Annotated in this window: 18 protein-coding genes and 5 pseudogenes; 13 read left to right on the top strand and 10 right to left on the bottom strand. The window is 41.4% G+C overall.

What is annotated here, in order from left to right; all coding sequences use genetic code 11:
- Nucleotides 1-29 precede the first annotated feature (29 nt).
- From AC4MDD_RS13460 to AC4MDD_RS13450, 3 genes are read left to right on the top strand one after another with little or no spacing between them, the layout of a single operon-like run.
- Nucleotides 30-584 carry a coiled-coil domain-containing protein gene (locus tag AC4MDD_RS13460; protein WP_491881835.1) on the top strand — a complete coding sequence of 185 codons (555 nt, stop codon included), beginning with the start codon at nucleotides 30-32 and terminating at the stop codon, nucleotides 582-584.
- On the top strand, nucleotides 581-868 hold the full coding sequence (locus tag AC4MDD_RS13455) for a DUF7940 domain-containing protein (RefSeq protein WP_279042716.1): 288 nt from the start codon (nucleotides 581-583) through the stop codon (nucleotides 866-868). Before AC4MDD_RS13460 ends, AC4MDD_RS13455 begins: the two co-directional genes overlap by 4 nt.
- The gene (locus AC4MDD_RS13450; protein ID WP_491881834.1) at nucleotides 849-1,433 is read left to right on the top strand and encodes a glycoside hydrolase family 19 protein; all 585 of its coding nucleotides are present in this window, start codon (nucleotides 849-851) and stop codon (nucleotides 1,431-1,433) included. The genes AC4MDD_RS13455 and AC4MDD_RS13450 overlap by 20 nt, the downstream gene beginning before the upstream one ends.
- Nucleotides 1,434-1,607: 174 nt before the next feature.
- Here the strand turns inward: AC4MDD_RS13450 and AC4MDD_RS13445 are convergent.
- The 5 genes and pseudogenes from AC4MDD_RS13445 to AC4MDD_RS13425 form a co-directional block, all read right to left on the bottom strand.
- Nucleotides 1,608-1,730: pseudogene (locus AC4MDD_RS13445) on the bottom strand (carboxymuconolactone decarboxylase family protein); the annotation flags it as partial.
- Between the two features lie 253 nt (nucleotides 1,731-1,983).
- A complete protein-coding gene (locus tag AC4MDD_RS13440) occupies nucleotides 1,984-2,631 on the bottom strand; it encodes a CoA transferase subunit B (RefSeq protein ID WP_491881833.1) in 648 nt (215 codons plus the stop codon).
- A 2-nt stretch (nucleotides 2,632-2,633) separates the two neighbouring features.
- Nucleotides 2,634-3,338 (bottom strand): CoA transferase subunit A, encoded by a 705-nt coding sequence (locus tag AC4MDD_RS13435; protein ID WP_491881832.1) that lies wholly within the window; start codon nucleotides 3,336-3,338, stop codon nucleotides 2,634-2,636.
- Nucleotides 3,339-3,573: 235 nt separating this feature from the next.
- A pseudogene (locus tag AC4MDD_RS13430) lies at nucleotides 3,574-3,699 on the bottom strand (LysR family transcriptional regulator); the annotation flags it as partial.
- Nucleotides 3,700-3,742: 43 nt separating this feature from the next.
- A pseudogene (locus AC4MDD_RS13425) lies at nucleotides 3,743-4,673 on the bottom strand (IS5-like element ISAba12 family transposase).
- A gap of 346 nt (nucleotides 4,674-5,019) precedes the next feature.
- Between AC4MDD_RS13425 and sbmA the strand changes: the two are divergent.
- The 4 genes from sbmA (at nucleotide 5,020) to AC4MDD_RS13405 (ending at nucleotide 8,961) form a co-directional block, all read left to right on the top strand.
- Complete coding sequence (sbmA, locus tag AC4MDD_RS13420) at nucleotides 5,020-6,213, top strand: peptide antibiotic transporter SbmA (RefSeq protein WP_178928804.1); 1,194 nt, start codon at nucleotides 5,020-5,022, stop codon at nucleotides 6,211-6,213.
- A gap of 143 nt (nucleotides 6,214-6,356) precedes the next feature.
- A complete protein-coding gene (locus tag AC4MDD_RS13415; RefSeq protein ID WP_491881831.1) occupies nucleotides 6,357-7,409 on the top strand; it encodes a hypothetical protein in 1,053 nt (350 codons plus the stop codon).
- Nucleotides 7,410-7,468: 59 nt separating this feature from the next.
- Nucleotides 7,469-8,332, top strand: coding sequence for a hypothetical protein (locus tag AC4MDD_RS13410; RefSeq protein ID WP_491881830.1), 864 nt, complete (start codon nucleotides 7,469-7,471; stop codon nucleotides 8,330-8,332).
- A gap of 110 nt (nucleotides 8,333-8,442) precedes the next feature.
- On the top strand, nucleotides 8,443-8,961 hold the full coding sequence (locus AC4MDD_RS13405) for a hypothetical protein (RefSeq protein ID WP_491881829.1): 519 nt from the start codon (nucleotides 8,443-8,445) through the stop codon (nucleotides 8,959-8,961).
- A 172-nt stretch (nucleotides 8,962-9,133) separates the two neighbouring features.
- Here the strand turns inward: AC4MDD_RS13405 and AC4MDD_RS13400 are convergent, their stop codons facing one another.
- On the bottom strand, nucleotides 9,134-9,712 hold the full coding sequence (locus tag AC4MDD_RS13400; RefSeq protein WP_491881828.1) for a DJ-1/PfpI family protein: 579 nt from the start codon (nucleotides 9,710-9,712) through the stop codon (nucleotides 9,134-9,136).
- 224 nt (nucleotides 9,713-9,936) lie between these two features.
- Nucleotides 9,937-10,410: a hypothetical protein gene (locus AC4MDD_RS13395; RefSeq protein ID WP_491881827.1), complete on the bottom strand. Its 474-nt coding sequence runs from the start codon at nucleotides 10,408-10,410 to the stop codon at nucleotides 9,937-9,939.
- 243 nt (nucleotides 10,411-10,653) lie between these two features.
- Here AC4MDD_RS13395 and AC4MDD_RS13390 point away from each other — a divergent pair.
- From AC4MDD_RS13390 to AC4MDD_RS13370, 5 genes and pseudogenes are all read left to right on the top strand, one after another.
- Nucleotides 10,654-11,190, top strand: a pseudogene (locus AC4MDD_RS13390) (IS5 family transposase); the annotation flags it as partial.
- A gap of 35 nt (nucleotides 11,191-11,225) precedes the next feature.
- Nucleotides 11,226-11,531 carry an IS630 transposase-related protein gene (locus AC4MDD_RS13385; protein ID WP_000122230.1) on the top strand — a complete coding sequence of 102 codons (306 nt, stop codon included), beginning with the start codon at nucleotides 11,226-11,228 and terminating at the stop codon, nucleotides 11,529-11,531.
- Nucleotides 11,532-11,578: 47 nt separating this feature from the next.
- Nucleotides 11,579-12,073, top strand: coding sequence for an IS630 family transposase (locus AC4MDD_RS13380; RefSeq protein WP_491881826.1), 495 nt, complete (start codon nucleotides 11,579-11,581; stop codon nucleotides 12,071-12,073).
- Between the two features lie 2 nt (nucleotides 12,074-12,075).
- Nucleotides 12,076-12,474, top strand: a pseudogene (locus AC4MDD_RS13375) (IS5-like element ISAha2 family transposase); the annotation flags it as partial.
- A complete protein-coding gene (locus AC4MDD_RS13370) occupies nucleotides 12,471-12,818 on the top strand; it encodes a hypothetical protein (RefSeq protein WP_491881825.1) in 348 nt (115 codons plus the stop codon). The pseudogene AC4MDD_RS13375 and the gene AC4MDD_RS13370, both read left to right, overlap by 4 nt.
- 48 nt (nucleotides 12,819-12,866) lie before the next feature.
- Here the strand turns inward: AC4MDD_RS13370 and gatB are convergent, their stop codons facing one another.
- The 3 genes from gatB to gatC are packed head-to-tail and all read right to left on the bottom strand — an operon-like array spanning nucleotide 12,867 to nucleotide 16,188.
- Nucleotides 12,867-14,342, bottom strand: coding sequence for an Asp-tRNA(Asn)/Glu-tRNA(Gln) amidotransferase subunit GatB (gatB, locus tag AC4MDD_RS13365; RefSeq protein ID WP_491881824.1), 1,476 nt, complete (start codon nucleotides 14,340-14,342; stop codon nucleotides 12,867-12,869).
- Nucleotides 14,342-15,820 carry an Asp-tRNA(Asn)/Glu-tRNA(Gln) amidotransferase subunit GatA gene (gene gatA / locus AC4MDD_RS13360; protein WP_491881823.1) on the bottom strand — a complete coding sequence of 493 codons (1,479 nt, stop codon included), beginning with the start codon at nucleotides 15,818-15,820 and terminating at the stop codon, nucleotides 14,342-14,344. The genes gatB and gatA overlap by 1 nt, the downstream gene beginning before the upstream one ends.
- A 53-nt stretch (nucleotides 15,821-15,873) precedes the next feature.
- Nucleotides 15,874-16,188, bottom strand: a complete 315-nt coding sequence (gatC, locus tag AC4MDD_RS13355) for an Asp-tRNA(Asn)/Glu-tRNA(Gln) amidotransferase subunit GatC (protein ID WP_004694671.1) — start codon at nucleotides 16,186-16,188, stop codon at nucleotides 15,874-15,876.
- Nucleotides 16,189-16,321: 133 nt separating this feature from the next.
- Here gatC and AC4MDD_RS13350 point away from each other — a divergent pair, with 133 nt between their 5' ends.
- Entirely contained in the window at nucleotides 16,322-17,368 is a 1,047-nt protein-coding gene (locus AC4MDD_RS13350; protein ID WP_004694670.1) for a rod shape-determining protein, read from the top strand.
- The last annotated feature ends 11 nt before the right edge of the window (nucleotides 17,369-17,379 follow it).

Raw genomic sequence — 17,379 nt, 5'->3', positions numbered from 1 at the left:
TTTTTTATTACCAAAATTTAGGGGGCGCAATGTCGAATGACTACTCATCCGATCCACCGATAGCAACAGCAGGGCAGTTGCTTGCTATCTCAGACAAGATCAGCGACATATCCAAAAACATGGATAAGTTAGCTGAGATGCCTCAAAAACTTGACCGCATGAATATGCAGTTGGAGCAGCTTAATAAAGACCATCAGCAGACCAGAAGTGATTTGTCGCAAACACGTGACAATCTTCAGGACGAGTTGGATCGAGCAAAGTCAAACTTCAAAAGTGAGATTAAGCAACTCAGAAATGAAGTTGAGCCAAGATTTAAGGAGGTGGATTCACAAATCAGGGTACTGCATGAAAGTAAAACCAAGATCGACAGTATCACCAACCTTGTGCGCTTTGGTGGCATTTTCTTGGCAGGCCTATTTGTAGTCGCTTGGAATACTCAAACAAGCAAAACAGACACGGTAAACACTCAGGCCACAACCAACGCCCAAAGTATTCAGGTTCTTGAAAAACAGTCTGATCAGCTTTTAAGAACGGTTGAGGAAATCCGAAATAAACTTTATGAACGAAATGTGAGAGAAAAATGAAATTGATTGATAACTGGAAACAGGCTTGGAAACTCAAGTCAGTACAAGTAGGCGCAATTAGCGCCTTTTTTTACGTCTTCATGTATGCAGCTTTTGAGTTTCTTTGGCAATTTGGCACATATTTCCCACAAGTATGGGCTGTGGTGCCAGAAGAAATTAAGCAGTTAATGCCGCACTCATGGGTTGCTTGGCTGGGTTTTTTAAGTAGTGTTTTAGGTGTTTTTGCACGGTTAAAAGCGCAGCCTGAATTGCATGGAGAGTCGGATGAATCCAGCCCAAATTAAAAAACTTCAAAAAGCTGTTGGTGTGCATGATGACGGTATCATTGGCCGTGGCACCTTGACCGCTGTATTTAAAAAATTAGGTGCCAGTCAAGCGCGGGCTGAAGAACTTGGTCTTGCTGCTAATGTTCATCTGCGAAACTTTGGTATCCTAGACAACTCACTTCGCCTTATTCACTTCTTAGCACAGTTGGCACACGAGTCTGGCAACTTCCGCTACATGGAGGAAATCGCGTCAGGTGCCGCGTATGAAGGCCGAAAAGATTTAGGTAATACACAAGCAGGGGATGGAAAGCGATTTAAAGGTCGTGGCCCTATTCAATTGACTGGTCGTGCTAATTATCGCAAGTATGGTCAGCAGCTTGGTATCGACTTTGAAAACAATCCTGATATTGTGGCACTACCAAGTGTGGGCTTATTGGTTGCTTGTAAATTTTGGGCAGACAATGGCTTAAATGCTTTGGCCGATAAAGACGATGTATTAACCATCACTCGTCGAATCAATGGTGGTACGAATGGTCTAGCGGATCGTAAAGCTCATTTAGCAAAATTACACCTATGGGTTTAAGAATCATTTTGCTGTGCATCCTTCTATCAGGTTGCACAGCTCATTCGATTACGACGAATGTGAATGTGGGGATTTGTGTGAAGGCTCTTTGATGGGCCTTTATTTACACCAAGTTTACGCCTTAAAATCGCTATACGGTTTTATAGTGTTGATTTTAAATTGTTTTTAAAATTAATTAATCCAGTCCTGCAAAGGTTGGGTGAAAGGTACAGTATTGTCCTGAGCACGTTTAACAAAAGATTCGCCCATGACTTCTGTGCGAACTTTTAAACCATTTTCATAATCTTGTTGTGACATGGGAACCTCTGAATGTGGAATGCAAATATAGTAGCCGAGCGGCTTAGTTTTTCATCAGCTATTTGGGTTAAAAAGATGTGCGCTATAGTCATCCTTCAATATATTTGGAAGTATAGAGATACTCTTGATCAAGCTGATGATGGTTTTTATACTTGATTGAAAGGCTATAAAAATGCCTATTGGAACTGAAAACCTTTTTGATTGAACTCAATAACAAAGCAGCCGAAGCTGCTTTGAATGATGTCGTTTTGTACTAAGCGGCTTTAAAATCATTGATGATCAGTGCTAAGCCAGTCGCTTTCTGGATTTGTTCTAGGCTTACATCGCGTGCCAGTTCAACTAGTTTCACACCTTCAGTAGTGATATCCATCACGCCTAAGTCAGTAATGATACGGCTGACGACAGCTTTACCCGTGAGTGGTAGGGTACATTGAGGCACGATTTTTGGTGTGCCATCTTTGGCACAGTGTTCCATCAGAACCACAACTTTTTGTACGCCAGAAACCAAGTCCATTGCACCGCCCATGCCTTTGACTTTTTTACCCGGAATCATCCAGTTTGCCAAGTCGCCTGTTTCAGAGACTTCCATTGCACCTAAAATAGCAATATTGACATGACCACCACGAATCATAGCAAAGGATTCTGAGCTTGAGAAAAATGCAGCCCCTTTACGTGCGGTGACAGTTTGTTTTCCTGCATTAATCAAGTCTGCATCGACGGCATCACGGGTTGGAAATTCATTAATACCGAGCAAGCCATTTTCTGACTGTAACCAAACATTGATCCCTTCTGGCAGATAATTGGCCACTAAAGTCGGTAAGCCAATACCTAAGTTGACATAAAAACCATCTTCGAGTTCAAGGGCAGCACGCTGCGCCATTTCATTACGTGTCCAAGCCATGATTAAGCTTCCTCTGCTTTAATGGTCAGTTGTTCGATCTGCTTTTTGGGGGTGGCGTTCAGTACCACACGGTTGATGTAGATACCCGGCAAATGAATGTCATCTGGATCGATTTCACCAATTTCAACCACCTGTTCAACTTCGGCAATGGTGAATTTGCCTGCCATGGCACAGTCAGGGTTAAAGTTACGGGCTGTTTTACGGAATACCAAGTTACCGGCTTTATCGGCTTTGTAGGCTTTCACTAAAGCAACGTCCGCAGTGAGAGACATTTCTAAAATATGCGGACGACCATCAAAGTCGCGGACTTCTTTGCCTTCGGCAATGAGGGTGCCTACACCTGTTTGGGTGAAAAATGCAGGAATACCTGCGCCGCCTGAACGTAGTTTTTCTGCGAGTGTACCTTGCGGGGTGAGCCCAACTTCAAGCTCACCATTGAGATACTGTCGCTCAAACTCTTTGTTTTCACCGACATAAGAGGCAATCATTTTTTTAATTTGTTTGGTTTCTAATAATTTACCTAAACCGAAGCCATCCACACCTGCATTATTTGAAATACAGGTTAAACCTGTGACACCTGTATCTTTTAAGGCATCAATTAATGCTTCTGGAATACCACAGAGGCCAAAACCACCCACGGCAACCGTTTGATTATTGGCAACTACATCAGCTAATGCTTCGGCTGCATTTGCGACGACTTTATTCATCTTTTATTTCCTGATCTTCCTTGCTTGTTATTTTTTTAGCATTGCGCTGCACTTTTTAGAAATTGAATCTTTCTAACGTATAATAAGAAAAACTCATTAATGCAGAATATTTACAAAGAAAAATAGATAAAAGAAGAGTCAAAGCATGTGCGAAAGCTATGCAAATAATCATACAGTTTATTTTGAACTATAAAGGTTTAGCTTCAGTTTCGCCTAGAGAAAGGGAGAATTTAGCTTAGAAATGATGCCAAAGTGTGGTCTCAATAAATTGAGACGACATGTTAGACAGTTCATAATCTTTTTTATAAATAATGCCCACCGCGAGTTGCGCTTGATTGTCCTCAATTTCAACGGCTGTGTTGCACAAAGATTTGAAATGCAAAGCGCCCCTAATTGAGCCAAATTTAAGGCGTAACTTGGGTAAGTGGTCGACCTAATTCCGTAAATCTGTTAAGGACTGCTACACGTGCATGGATCTCATTCACTTGGCTATCAAAACTCCTTGCACTGAGTTTATCGCCTAATAATTTGATGCAATGCATCTTAGTTTCAACCAAACTTCGACGATGATAGCCTGACCATTTTTTCCATAGTGTCCTGCCTAAACGTTTAATTGTTCGAAGTAATTCATTTCGCTCTAGCGAGCTACTCTTTGTATCTTTCCATGGTTTCGCATTTTTTCTAGGTGGAATCACCGCATGCGCTTGCCGATCTGCAATGACCTGACGGCATTGCTTGGTGTCATAAGCTCCATCGGTATAAACAGAGTCAATCCGCTCATCTTGTGGAATCTGATTAAGTAAATCACCAAGCACCTGTGAATCACTGACATTATTGGTTGTAAGCTGAACTGCTCGTATTTGTAGGGTTTTAGCATCTATACCAATATGAAGTTTACGCCATTGGCGACGATATTCAGGTCCATGTTTCTTGCGTTTCCATTCGCCCTCACCTAGAAACTTCATGCCTGTAGAGTCCATGAGTAGATGCAGCCCATCGCTACTTTTTTGGTAGCTGATTACAATATCAATATGCTTTTGTCTTCTACAAAGCGTGGTGTAATCTGGAGCTATCCAATTTAATCCGCAAAGTTTAATCAGACTTTGCACAAAGCCAGTGACCATACGTAAAGACAGACGGAATAAGGATTTAATCATTAAGCAGCATTGGATGGCTGCGTCGGAGTAGGTTTGATTTCGCCCTTGTTTGCCTTTTGATGGCGCATACCATTGCGTAGCAGGATCAAACCAAATGGCAATATTTCCGCGACTCATGAGTGCTCGGTTATATGCGGGCCAATTGGTTGTGCGGTAGATTTTGTGTAGGCTTCTTCATTTGAAAATTATATCGCTGAAAAACCTTTTACAGATAGGTTTGTGCAACAAAGCCGTTTGAAACCCAAAAGTTATAAGCAATAAAATATCATTTTAAATCTGAGGCAAAGCCCGTTCGTATTTTCATAAGTTATTGAAATAATTTATTTTGATTGTGATGTGACTGATCAAGTCGGAAAATAATGTCCTGAGCTCTTGTGAAGGGGCATACAAATCAAATAACGTATAACCCAATAAGGATAAGTAAAGTGTACAAACTTGCTGTAATGCGATTGTACTAAATTAAGAAATAAGGATTAGTATGCACGGATTGCATACCTGAAACATAAAAGGGATATATATCGTTCATGTTTAAGTCATTTTTCCCAAACCCTAGATGGTTCTTCATTTCAGTATTACTTTGGTCGGTGATCAATGTCGTACTGTGGTACACAGGGGGAAATACATGGGGAAGCGCCATAGGTTGGCCGCAAGGATATGCAACGGCTGAATTAGCTATTGGGGTAAGCCGTTTTTGGTCTCCGTCTTTTCTGTGGTTCTATCTCTGGTTTTTTATAGCAACAACACTCTTTGCCTTATTTTGGCGTTTTGTCTCAGACAATAAATGGCAAAGATGGTCGATTTGGGGCTCCGCATTTATTCTGTTTAACATCTGGTTTGGTGTACAGGTCAGTGTTGCCATCAACGCATGGTATGGACCATTTTGGGATCTCATTCAAAGCATGCTTGGTAAAGGCGGTAACATTAAAGACCTATATATGGGTACTTTAACCTTCTTGTATATTGCGATGGTTGCGGTCACTTTCGCAGTGATCAATGCCTTTTTCACCAGCCACTATGTATTTCGGTGGCGTACAGCGATGAATGAATACTACACCCAACACTGGGAAAAATTGCGTCATATAGAAGGGGCATCACAACGTGTGCAAGAAGACACTATGCGCTTTGCTACCATTTTAGAAGATTTGGGCGTTGAGTTGATCAAGGCTGTGATGGTATTGGTGGCTTTCTTACCAATTCTATTTGAGCTTTCAAAGCATGTTCCTGAATTGCCTATTGTGGGTGAAGTAAAGCATTCCCTAGTTTGGGCTTCTATTATTTGGGCTATTTTTGGTACGGTCTTGTTAATGGTAGTAGGAAGTAAACTACCAGGTTTAGAGTTTAACAATCAAAAAGTAGAAGCAGCTTACCGTAAAGAATTGGTTTATGGGGAAGACCATGCAGACCGTGCCCAACCTGCAACATTGGTCGAACTGTTTAGCAGAGTAAGAAAGAATTATTTTAGACTTTATTTTCACTATGCTTATTTTAACTTAGTCGCGACATGGTATCGACAACTGGATATTTTATACAGTTTGGTGGTGTTATTTCCCGCAATTGCAGCAGGGAAAATGACTCTAGGTTTAATCAACCAAATTGGTAATGTGTTTGATAAAGTACGAGAGTCATTTCAATATCTAATTTTGTCATGGAAAACCATTATTGAACTGCTCTCGATTTATAAGCGTCTAAAAGCTTTTGAATCGACTTTGGATGACTAAATATTTTTGATGTATCTCACCTGCTGTTCACGGCAGGTTTTTTATGTGTTCAAACATCGTTTTGTCTGTAATTTTTGTTGTATGGGTCAAACTAAATTTATGAAATGTTGTTGAGGTTATCATAAAACAAAGCAGAATGATGTGTGCGTCAAGCTAAAATAAATAATAAAAACAGTTGTTTAAGTTTGTTATTTTATGAGCTTTCCGCTAATGTTTTTGTGCGGGTGTTTAAGAGTGAAGTCGTAGTGAATTATAAAATTTTATGTGTATTTGGGGTTTTGGGGAGTGTGTTGCAGGGCTGTACCAGTCTGGGAAATATAGCACAAACAGCTTTTACAAATATTGCATCACCACAAGAACTAATCGTAGAACGAAAAATTAATGATACCGATAAAAACAGCAAAGAATACGTCTATCACACGGTAGGCGTAAAAAATGAAAAAGAGGTCGAGGCGTTATACCCACGCAGCATGTTTAGTCAGTATTGCCAATCACATGGCGGCCGTTTTAGTCAGATACAAAAAAGTAGTTTTAGCTTAGTGAAAGATCCGTGGGCGAAAAAATTACTTCGCACTTATAATAGTTTAAAACAGGGCACGGGTGCTTTTCGTTGCCAGCTCAATAATGGCGAACAGTGGCTGGTGAGTATTGAGGCATTGTCTGAACGCAAACTGCCTAACTCAAATGATACTCGTGTAGTGAATCTACAAAGCAAAGTATTGACTGAGCCAGCACCACGAAGTATGACCCCTATTACGCCAAGCAAAAAAACGGTGACGAAAGCACCTGCCACCAAGGTAGAGGTGAAGAAAGAGGAAGAAAGCAAAAAAGAAGTTGAGCTTAAAAAAGAAAGCAAAGTTGAAGTACCACCTAAAGCTCCCAAAGCTTTAGAAACACCACAGCAGCAACAGGCCAAACTGTATGTGGCTGCACGCCGTGATATTAACAGTGGACGCAACCAAGTCGCTGCCTGTAACAGTGCACAACGCGCATATAACTATGGTCGTTTGCCGGGGTCGGATGCCTCAAATGTCTATACCGAATCGGGCATATTAGTTGCACGTTGTTTAACGGGTATTCCAAGTTATAGCAGTCGTTTTTCCAACCCGAAAGGGCAGGCAAAATATGTTTTGCAGAACTTAGCCAAAAACCATAACCACACAGGTGCTAAAAATATGCTCAAGCAAATGAAGTAAGATTTTCGGCTGTTTGCGACCCAACTTCATGTGAGCACCTCAACCAAAGGAATAACATCATGAGTAATGTCCAAACACCAGCCACCTATTTTACTGCGCCTTTGCTGGATCAGACCGTGCAAGAAATAGACGTTGATATTTCAGCTCAGCCTTATTTTTACAACAATGGCGGAACACCCAAGTATTTAGCCGATGTATCAGATGCTATTGAGCTGATCCAAGCATCCTCAACCAACGCCCATATGAGTATGGGCCATGTTTATGATGTACCCAAAGAAATAGCAACGATCCAAACCCATTGGGGAGAGCAGACTCAGTTAGCATTCGCGGGAAACACTTTTGAGTTTATGCCACTCAAAGCCACGCCAGAAACTGCTGCTGCATTTGGTATGACTTTAGTGAAAGCTGGACAGGCGATAGAGGTGCAGGCTACGCAGAAAAAGTTGTCTCAAATTGAATATCAATATGGCATGTTGGCGGGCCATTTTTTTCCTTATGACCCAACTCAAATCAATCTAGTCGCAAAAACCTTATACCCCTTTGTCGTCACAGACCTAGAGCATCATGACTTTCCGCATGTATTTGCTTCAACCGATCTCAATCATTTGCCGTTGGTGATTTCAGCAGGGCGATATTTTCTCAAAGACCGAAAAATTTACTTGGCTGACTTGTGGGTGGAACATGGTGATGCACTTTATATTCCTGAAATGCCGAAGCAAGTTGCTCCTGAATTTATCGATTTACACAATAACCGTAATGCGGCTTTAGCCTGTTGGAAGGGCGAAAGTAGTCAGTCTACGATTCATATGCATACTTTGCTTGATCCCAAAGGTTATTTTTATTGGTTTTGGAATGCATGCCCGACCATACACCCACAGCTCACTGCATTTGAAACTGCTGAGTTGGATAGGGAAATCGCTTGAATTGAGCGATTTAATTTTCTCCAACTAGGCGGTAATTTTACAGTTCCATAACAGGCTGATAGACGGGCTTTGTGATACAAAGAATGCAATTGTTGATTGGAGTTGAGTTTATGTCACAGCCTGTTTTAAGCGTTTTACGTGGTCGATCTTCTGTTCTTTTTCGTCATGCTGTTTTGGCAGTAGCATTGTGTGGTTCAGTCCAAGTTGCTACGGCTAGTACTACAGTCGACCAACTGAGTAATTGTTTGGTGAAGTCAACGACAGCAACAGATAAAACAACTGTGTTGCAGTGGACGTTTGCGGCACTCGCTGCACATCCTGATCTGAAGGTGTATAGCAATGTCACCGATACACAGCGTACACAGCTAGATAAAAACCTCGCACAGGTTTTACAACGCATTTTAGTGGAGCAATGTTCAGCGCAAACCAAAGCGGTGATTCAAGCTGAAGGCTTACAAGCGGTTGGAGACAGTTTTCAGGAACTTGGACAGATTACGGGTGAAGAAATTTTAAAGAACCCTGAAGTGAAAGGGCAGTTGCAAGGTGTACTGCGCTATGTGGATTTGAATAAATTGGTTACGACTTTTTTAACCCCAGAGATTTGGAATAAGTTGGGTGTAACGAGGTAGTTCGGTCTTTGAAGATTATGAATAGTGAGAGCGATTTATAAACTGAATCGAAAGCATTAATATTATAAAAAAGTCATTAAAAAAGCTCCTTGAATCGAAGGAGCTTTTTTATTTTTGAATCTAAAAAGATGATAAACCATGCCATAAAAGATTCACTTGAGGAACAACACAATTAAATCGTCACAGTCGCCCCTAAAGCTTGAATAAACTGCGCCATCCAAGCAGGGTGTGCAGGCCAAGCCGGTGCTGTGATCAAGTGCCCATCGGTTACAGCTTCCGTCACTTCAATGTCCGCATAAGTTCCACCTGCTAGTTTCACCTCGGCTGCGCATGCAGGGTAGGCTGAACAAGTACGGCCTTCGAGTACATCGGCTGCCGCAAGAATTTGAGCACCATGACAAACAGATGCAATTGGTTTTTTCGCAGTATCAAACTCACGTACGATTTCAAGGATACGTTCATTCATACGTAAATATTCGGGCGCACGACCACCGGGAATCACTAAACCGACATAGTCCGCAGTGTGTACCGCTTCAAAGTTGTAGTTGATGGCAAAGTTATGACCACGTTTTTCACTATAGGTTTGCTCGCCTTCAAAGTCATGAATAGCTGTAGCGATACTTTCACCTTCATTTTTATCGGGGCAGACGGCGTGTACGGTATAACCGAGACCTGTTAAAAACTGAAAAGGCACCATAGTTTCATAGTCCTCGGCATAGTCACCGACGAGCATTAAAATTTGTTTTGACATCTTTAAACCCTCTTTATTGTTTGTGCATATTTATGTTCACTTTTGATCTAAATTAGCACAGTTACGATGTCGTTTTTAAGTCATTCAGTGCTCTTTAGTCGTATAACTGAATTCATTTTTTATAAAAAAGCCCCAAGTAATTGAGGCACTTTAACTGTATAGAAAAGCATGATAAATCAATCAGTTTATATATTCATTGATATGAAATTTACTATGCTGAGGTGTTAATAGTCCAATGTGCAGGCTTTGCCGTTATATTCATAACGGCTGACATCATATTTTTGACCATTCCAGTGGTAAACAGCAAAACAAATTCCAGGGCCACCATTTTCAATATCTGGCCAGCCGTCTTTTCCTTTGGTTTTTAGAAAAGTAGGGATGCCCATGTTTTCAAAAATGAGTTTCCAATTTCCAGTTTTTTGCTGAGCAACGATATGGTAGCCGACACCTGTGTTGCCATAGCACATGGTGCTGTAGTCTGAAAGGACTGCGTCTTTTAGGCCGTCACCATTGAGGTCTTTATATGTGGTGATTTCACCTGTGTCGCAGCTACCCTCCCAGCCATGTTTTGTTGTTGAAAAGCCTGCTGCTTTAAAAATTTGGCTAGCTTCTTTGGTAGGAACATTGGGTTTGGTTTCTGCAAAGGTAGTGGTGCTGAGAAAGGCAAGGGTAGAAAGTGTGAGAATGGTTATTTTCATTTTTGTCCTTTGATTTTTTGCAAGTGGTTAATTTTTAAAAATAGAATGTGGTTAGTGTAGTGGATCTTGGAAAATTAGTTAGAGGGTATGGTTTAGCCCTTTCTTCTAAAGCAGTACTTCTCATCACTTATGATTGATTTTTAAGTGAGATAGATCCTAAATGACAATTTTAGTAATTGAGTTTTTAAGGGCTTTGTTGCACAAACCTAGCCTATAAGGTTTATTCAGTCCTATAATTTCAAAATGAATAAACCTACTCCTAAAACTTATCGTACAACCAACTGGTCTTCCTATAATCACGCTCTCATTAATCGGGGCAACATTTCCATTTGGTTTGATCCAAACACTCAGTGGTATGCACAACCACAAAACAAGCAAGGTCGAAATCAAACTTACTCCGATACGGCTATTCAATGCTGTTTAATGATCAAATCTTTATTTAGACTCTCTTTACGCATGGTCACAGGTTTTGTTCAAAGTCTGATTAAACTTTGTGGATTAAATTGGACCGCACCAGATTACAGTACGCTTTGTCGAAGACAAAAACATATTGATATTGCGATTAGCTATCAAAAAAGTAGTGATGGGCTACATCTACTCGTCGACTCAACTGGCTTAAAGTTTCTAGGTGAAGGTGAGTGGAAACGTAAGAAACATGGACCTGAATATCGTCGCCAATGGCGTAAGCTTCATATTGGCATCGATGCTGAAACCTTGCAAATACGTGCAGTACAGCTTACTACAAATAATGTGAGCGATTCGCAAGTACTCGGTGATTTATAGTCAAATCATTATAAAACCAATACAATGGTGCAATGAGTTATTCAGAACATTTTAGACGTAAAATTTTAGCTAAGCTTGAGGAAGGTTATTCTATTCGAGCGGTAGCTGCACAATTTGAAATTAATAAAAATACCATTGTTGAATGGAAGAAACGTATAGAGATTAAAAAAACTCGTGTACGTAAACCTTCTAAAATTAACGATGATGCTTTACGTGAAGATGTTGAAAAGTATCCTGATGCTTATCAATATGAACGTGCTGCACGTTTTAATTGTGGTGTTTCATCTATTGGTGCTGCATTAAAGCGCTTAAATATTACAGTTAAAAAAAGACGTTAAGCCATCCTAAAGCAGATACAAAGCTTAGGGATAAATTTATTCAGCAAGTGAATGAATTAGAAACAAACCACCCGATTATTTATCTGGATGAAAGTGGTTTTAAGTCACATGATTACAGACCTCATGGCTACTCACGAAAAGGTGTGCCCTGTTTAGGGCAATATAATTGGCAATTAAAGAATCAGACCAATGCCATTGGAGCAATCCATGAGGGTAAGTTATTTTCAGTCGGTTTATTTGACTGCAAAATCAATTCAGATGTTTTTCATTTTTGGATTGAGCAATTCCTCATACCAGCATTACCAGAAAATAGTGTAGTGGTTATGGATAATGCAGCATTTCATAAAAGAGCAGATATTCAGGAGTTATTGGAACAACAAGGGCATAAAATTCTTTGGCTTCCTGCATACAGCCCTGATTTAAATCCTATAGAACACATGTGGGCATGGGTTAAACGTAAGCGTAAAGAATGGTTGATCGACTCAGTCGATGAGTTATTTCGAGTTTTTTTCGAATCTTGTATGAATAATAAAGTAGTTTGACTATACTTGCTCAAATTCCCTTAGATGAACGAATTGATTCGGTCTATACCGATGGTGCTTATGACACGAAGCACTGCAGACAAGTCATTCTAGATCGAGATGCACATGCGCTCATTCCGCCAAGAAAAAATGCAAAACCATGGAAAGATCAGAAATTGAGATCTTTAGAGCGGAATGAGTTACTGAAAACAGTTAAACGTTTAGGAAGAACGCTTTGGAAAAAATGGTCTGGTTATCATCGTCGAAGTTTAGTTGAAACCAAGATGCATTGCATCAAACTATTAGGTGATAAATTAACAGCAAGGAGTTTTTCTAGTCAGGTGAATGAGATTCATGCACGCATAGCCGTATTGAACAAATTTACAGAATTAGGTCGTCCTCATACCCAAGTTGTCACTTGAATTCTGTTCAAATGAGCAGAGTGTTATCTTTTAAATCTTTGTGCAACAAAGCCGAGCGCTATAGACGTGTTGGAAAATTTTACATAACGAATATTTTAGAGATGCCAGAGGGATTTAGCTTTAGCCCGAGTGCAATAGACCAAGATAATTTAATTTTAAAATCAGAGTTAATTGTTAAAACTTTAAAAGATGTTTTAAAAGAAAAGAACAAATCTCTGGAGTGGGCTGCGATAGTCCCTAAAAAACTTAAATCTAATAAAGATGTATTTAAATCTATAAAGCAGAAACACGAAAAGGAAAAACGCAGAAAAAAATCAAAACTCAAGAAAAGGTTAAAAAAATAGAAGAAACCCGTCCTAAGACGGGTTTCTTTATTCAACAATCAATTAGCCTTAACCAATCAATTTCTTCATTAATTCATTCACTTGCGCAGGGTTAGCTTTACCCTTAGACGCTTTCATCACTTGACCAACAAGACCATTGAAAGCTTTCTCTTTACCAGATTTAAACTCTTCAACCATCTTCTCATTGGCAGTAAGCACGTCTTTAATAATCGCTTCAATCGCGCCTGTATCAGTTTCCTGCTTCAAGCCTTTTTCCGCAATAATTTCGTCCGCAGTTTTGCCTTCATCCCACATAAAGCCGAATACTTGCTTCGCAATCTTACCGCTAATGGTGTTATCCACTATACGTGCAACCATGCCACCAAGCTTTTCAGCAGAAACAGGAGAGTCTGCTAGTTCTAAGCCTGCTTTGTTTAAAGCACCAGAGAACTCGCCCATCACCCAGTTTGCAGACACTTTACCTTGTGCAGCGCCGCCAGCAGCAGCCACAACCACTTCATAAAAGTCTGACATTTCACGGGTCAACGTCAACACATGCGCATCGTACTCAGTCACACCAAAGTCCGCTACGAAACGCTCACGACGTGCCGCAGGAAGTTCAGGCAACGCAGCACGAGCTGTTTCAATTTGCGCATCTGAAATAATCACAGGCAACAAGTCAGGGTCTGGGAAGTAGCGATAGTCGTTCGCTTCTTCTTTCGAACGCATCGAACGTGTTTCCATCTTCACAGGGTCGAATAGGCGCGTTTCTTGGTCAATCGTGCCATCCCATTCCAAAATTTCCATTTGGCGTTCAATTTCAACATTGATCGCTTGTTCAATGAAACGGAATGAGTTGAGGTTTTTCAACTCGCAACGTGTGCCGAACGGTTGACCCGGACGACGTAACGACACGTTACAGTCAGCACGGAATGAACCTTCTGCCATGTTACCGTCAGAAATACCCAACCAACGCACTAAAGTGTGAATCGACTTGATATAAGCCACGGCTTCTTCAACCGAACGCATATCAGGTTCAGACACGATTTCAAGTAAAGGTGTACCTGCACGGTTGAGGTCGATGCCTGACATACCTTCAAACTGGTCATGGATCGATTTACCTGCATCTTCCTCAAGGTGGGCACGCGTTACGCCAATGCGCTTTACCGTACCATCTTCAAGTTGAATGTCGATATGACCCAAGCCCACAATCGGGTTGTCCATCTGGCTAATTTGGTAGCCTTTTGGAGAGTCAGGGTAGAAGTAGTTTTTACGTGCAAACACAGACGCTTGGTCAATGTAAGCATCGATACCCAAACCAAAGCGAATGGCTAAATCGACCACTTCTTTGTTCAATACAGGCAGTACACCCGGCATGGCCAAGTCAACGAGGCTGGCTTGTGTGTTTGGGTCTTGACCAAATTCAGTCGAAGAACCTGAGAAGATTTTAGATTGGGTTGCAAGCTGAGTATGAATCTCGATCCCAATAACGACTTCCCAACCATCAATCAATAACGATTTTGGTTTAGCAGCATTTTTAGCCATTATGCATTCTCCTCAGCAATTGCCGCACGTTTCGTATGCCAATCCGTCGCTTGTTGGTACTGATGTACCACAGACAACAGTTGAGATTCTGACCAATAGTTACCAATCAGCTGTAAGCCCACAGGTAAGTTGTCTTTGTCAAAACCAACAGGTGCATTAATCGCAGGAAGCCCCGCAAGGTTAACCGCGATGGTGTAAATGTCGCCCAAGTACATTTCAACTGGAGACAAGTTCGCGCCAATTTTATAAGCCGTGGTTGGCGCAGAAGGTGCAGCAATCACATCAACCGATTCAAACGCTTTTAAGAAGTCTTGTTGAATTAGACGACGGACTTTTTGTGCTTTGACATAGTAAGCATCGTAGTAACCCGCAGACAACGCATATGTACCAATCAAAATACGACGTTGCACTTCTGCACCAAAACCTTCAGAACGTGAACGTTTGTATAAGTCCATCAGATCAACAGGGTTCTCTGCACGGTAGCCATAACGTACGCCATCATAGCGCTGTAAGTTAGAAGATGCTTCAGCAGGGGCAATCAAGTAATACGTCGGCACATAAGCTTCAGTCATGTTGAGATCAATCTCAACCAAGGTCGCGCCCATGTCTTCTAACTTTTTCAATGATTCTTCAACACGCGCTTTCACGTCTGCGTCTAAACCAGCGACATTGAAGTATTGTTTTGGAATACCAATACGTAGACCTTGAATCGCTGTGCCGTTTATGTTGGCTACATAATTATCAACATCTTTTTCGATAGAGGTTGAGTCTTTTGCGTCATGACCTGCCATCACATTCATGAGGTAAGCACAGTCTTCAGCCGAACGTGCCATTGGTCCGCCCTGATCCATAGACGATGCATACGCAATCATCCCGAAGCGCGAGACACGACCATAAGTTGGCTTAAGACCCGTTAAGCCACAGAAGGATGCGGGTTGGCGAATTGAACCACCTGTGTCTGTGCCTGTTGAAAACGGAGCAAGGTCTGCTGCAACCACTGCCGCAGAACCACCTGAAGAACCACCCGGTACGTGTTCTAAATTCCAAGGGTTTTTAGTCGCACCGTAAAAAGGGTTCTCAGAGGTTGAGCCCATTGCAAACTCGTCCATGTTCACTTTACCCAAAGTGACTAGACCAGCGGCTTTGCCTTTCGCTACAACGGTGGCGTCGTAAGGAGAGATAAAGTTATCCAACATTTTTGAGCCCGCAGTGGTTTTAATGCCTTGGGTACAAAAAATGTCTTTGTGTGCAATTGGCACACCTGTCAATGCGGTTGCTGTGCCTGCTTTAATTGCAGCATCGGCAGCATCGGCTTGTGCAAGCGCTTGTTCTGCAGTCACGGTTACATAAGATTTAACTTGTGTATCCAGTTTTGCAATGCGCTTTAAATAATGTTCGGTCAGTTCGCGAGATGAAAATTTAGCCCCAGCTAAACCCTCAGAGAGTTCACGAATCGATAAGCGATGTAAATCTGTCATGAGAAATGTCTTTACGTTAATTTTTACAAAATAATGGTTTAACTGAATAGAAATTATTCAATCACGCGAGGAACAAGGTACAAACCGTCTTGCACTTGCGGTGCAATAGCTTGATATTCATCACGATGATTGGTTTCTGAAACCACATCTTCACGTAAGGGTTGTGGGTGATCAAATGGGCTTTTAAGCGGCTCAACACCATCGGTGTCGATGCCTTTTAAGGTTTCCATCATGCCTAAAATTTTATTTAGACTTTGAGCATATTCAGCAGATTGCGTATCATCTAGCGACAATCGAGCAAGATTGGCGATTGCTGAAACTGTTTGTGCATTTAAATCTGCAGAATGCTGTGCATCCGATGTAGACATAACATCACCTGAGTCAGTATTAAAAAATTTCAAAATATCGTGCGTTATAATAAGCGATTGACTTGTTCAAATCATCACATTTAGTTAAAGTTGCCACCTTGCGTCCACATAAAGTTTAATCGAGAACGTCTCCGTGATTCTAAAAAGACTAATTGGCTTGTTTTCGCCCGATCTAGCCATTGATTTAGGTACAGCAAATACACTTATTTATGCACCAGGACGAGGCATTATATTAAATGAACCGACAGTTGTGGCAATTCGTCACAGTGGTTCACAAAAAATCGTTGCCGCGGTAGGTCTTGATGCAAAGCAAATGCTGGGCCGTACACCTGCAAATATCTCTGCCATTCGTCCAATGAAGGATGGTGTGATTGCCGATTTTGAAGTGACCGAAACTATGCTGAACCAATTTATTGGTAAAGTACATGAAAAACGTCTGTTCCCACCTGCACCTCGTGTTGTGGTGTGTGTGCCTTGCAAATCAACTTTGGTTGAACGTCGTGCTATTCGTGAAGCTGTATTTAATGCAGGCGCGCGTGATGTTCGTTTGATTGAAGAGCCAATGGCTGCTGCAATTGGTGCCGGTATGCCAGTTGAACAAGCATGCGGCTCTATGGTGGTCGATGTTGGTGGTGGTACAACTGAAATTGCGATCATATCGCTTCAAGGTTGTGTCTATGCTGACTCACTACGTATTGGTGGTGATGTATTTGATGAACAAATCATTAACTACGTACGTAAAGCACATGGTTGCGTGATTGGTGAAACCACCGCTGAAATTATCAAGAAAGAAGTGGGTATGGCTTTACCAGAAGCCGATGCCAAAGCACTTGAAATTGAAGTTCGTGGCCGTAACCTTGCTGAAGGTGTACCACGTGCGATCACTGTGACTTCGGACGAAATCACGCAAGCGATTTCTGATCCATTACAAAGTATTGTTTCAGCTGTGAAATCTGCACTTGAGCAAACGCCTCCTGAGCTGTCTTCAGACATCGCTGAGCGCGGTATAGTGTTGACAGGTGGTGGTGCATTACTACGTAACCTCGATAAACTGCTTGCGCAAGAAACAGGCTTACCTGTGGTGGTTGCAGAAGATCCTCTAACTTGCGTCACTCGAGGTGGTGGTAAAGTTTTAGAATTCTTTGATAATCCAAATCACGACATGTTATTTGTAGGCTAATAAAGGAATCG

The sequence above is a fragment of the Acinetobacter sp. CAU_H_29a_1 genome (assembly GCF_058599505.1).
The sequence above is the reverse complement of the archived record's forward strand: the minus strand, read 5'-3'. Positions and strand labels throughout refer to the sequence as shown.